This is a genomic window from Actinomyces sp. ICM47, assembly GCF_000278725.1.
Taxonomy (GTDB): Bacteria; Actinomycetota; Actinomycetes; order Actinomycetales; family Actinomycetaceae; genus Pauljensenia.
Genome location: NZ_ALCA01000109.1, coordinates 1 through 1,816 on the forward strand (window position 1 = coordinate 1; position 1,816 = coordinate 1,816).

Below are 1,816 nucleotides of genomic sequence, written 5' to 3' on the forward strand. Positions count from 1 at the left end.
CCGCGTCAGGTCGGCTCTGGCCTGGTGGACGCGGTGGGGGCTACGACCTCGCCGGTGTACCCGAGCGTGGTGGGAGCCGCCAATCCGTCGCGCCCCAAGGCCGACCTGGGTGACGGTACGAACGGGTGGACGTTCCAGGTGCAGCTGACCAACGTCTCTGACATCGACCGCACCTACACGCTCGGCGGCCAGGCCCTGTCCGAGAACGTCAAGAAGGATTCCTTCACGACGCACTCCACCAACTGGGCAGGTAAAGGCATTGACCTGACCTTTTCGACCGACTCGGTGACCGTCCCGGCTCAGTCCAGCGCGAGCGTGACCGTCACGGTGACCCCGAAGGCCGCTTTTGCCTCGTACGCGAACGCCAACGCCCCCAAGGGCACGTTCATCGACGGCGCCGTCACCTTCACGAGCACGGACGGGCAGCCCGACCTGACGGTTCCCTACATGGGCTTCTACGGCTCCTGGGGTGACCCGTCCGTCTTCGACGGCAAGTGGAGCGACGGGACAGGCTACTACTACCACATGTACGGTTCTTCCCTGCGAAATATAGCGACGGGGATGCCGCTCGGTTCGGCCAACCCGTTCAATGAGTACGCTGATATCAGGGAAGCGGGGATATCCGACCCGGCGCTCTTCTACGCCTCTCGATCAAGCGAGCATGAGGCACCAACCCGCATCGCCCCGTACACCTTCATGCTGCGCCCCGCTCGTACCCTGACCTATAGTTACCTCAACGAGGTAGGGACGGTCGTGCGCTCATACACTCGTGAAAATGTCCGCGCGTCATTCGATGAACATAACTACTACGGAAATATCTTCGCCTGGGTCGAAGAATACGGTCGTCAGCCTGTCTTTGATGGCTACGATGAGGCGGGTAATGAGCTGCCTGACGGCCCCTACAAGTTGGTCATCGAGGCCGAGACCTACGCTCCCTCCAGCGCGAAGCAGCAGCTGACGTGGGATTTCACGCTGGACACAAAGGCTCCCATCGTGTCGAACGTGAAGCTCACCGGCGAAGGAGACGCTGTTGCACTCTCCTTTGACGTTGTTGACTTCGCACCCATCGCTGCCTACGGGTTCTCCCTAACAGCTGACGGCGACTCCTTCCTGCGGGAGACATTCGAGGAAGCGGGCGACCGGTCGGATGACGGACTCTATCATCGACACGTCGACGTGCCACTCTCGACGCTTGTCGAGCGCGCGGGCAAAGGTTCGGATCTCTCCACGCTGTCCCTGCAGGTGTGGGACTGGCCTAAAAATAAGGGCGTCATGCCGGTGTCCGCGACCCCCGTTTCGATGACCTCGCTGACACTATCGGAGGAATTCGTTTCGCTGTTGGTGGGGGAGACAGTCACGCTGTCCGCTTCCCATACGCCGGTGGAAGCGAACGTGACCGATGTCGTGTGGTCCTCCTCGGACGAGGCCGTGGCGACGGTGAGTGCGGATGGTGTCGTGAGTGCGGTGGGCGCGGGGGATGCGACTATTACGGTTGCTGACTCGACCCAGCCTTCTGTGATGGCCAGTGCGACCATTCACGTCAATGCGCCTGTTCCCGCGCCGAAGGCTGGCGTGTGGAAGCGTGGGGCGCGCGGCTGGTGGTACCGATACGAGGATGGTTCTTACCCGTCGAGCGCGGCCCTGGTGATTGATGGTTCCACGTATCGTTTTGATGCGGCCGGGTACATGCGTACCGGGTGGGTGAAGGATCAGGGTTCTTGGTATTACCACGAGGCGTCGGGTGCTCAGGCCAGCGGCTGGGTGTTTTCTGGTGCGCGTTGGTACTACCTGAGTCCTGACAGTGGTGTGATGGTGA

Annotated in this window: 1 protein-coding gene; it reads left to right on the forward strand. The window is 61.6% G+C overall.

Annotated elements, in window-relative coordinates; translation table 11 throughout:
* On the forward strand, nucleotides 1-1,816 hold a 1,816-nt coding region (locus tag HMPREF1136_RS07665; RefSeq protein ID WP_009648780.1), incomplete at both ends, for an Fn3-like domain-containing protein.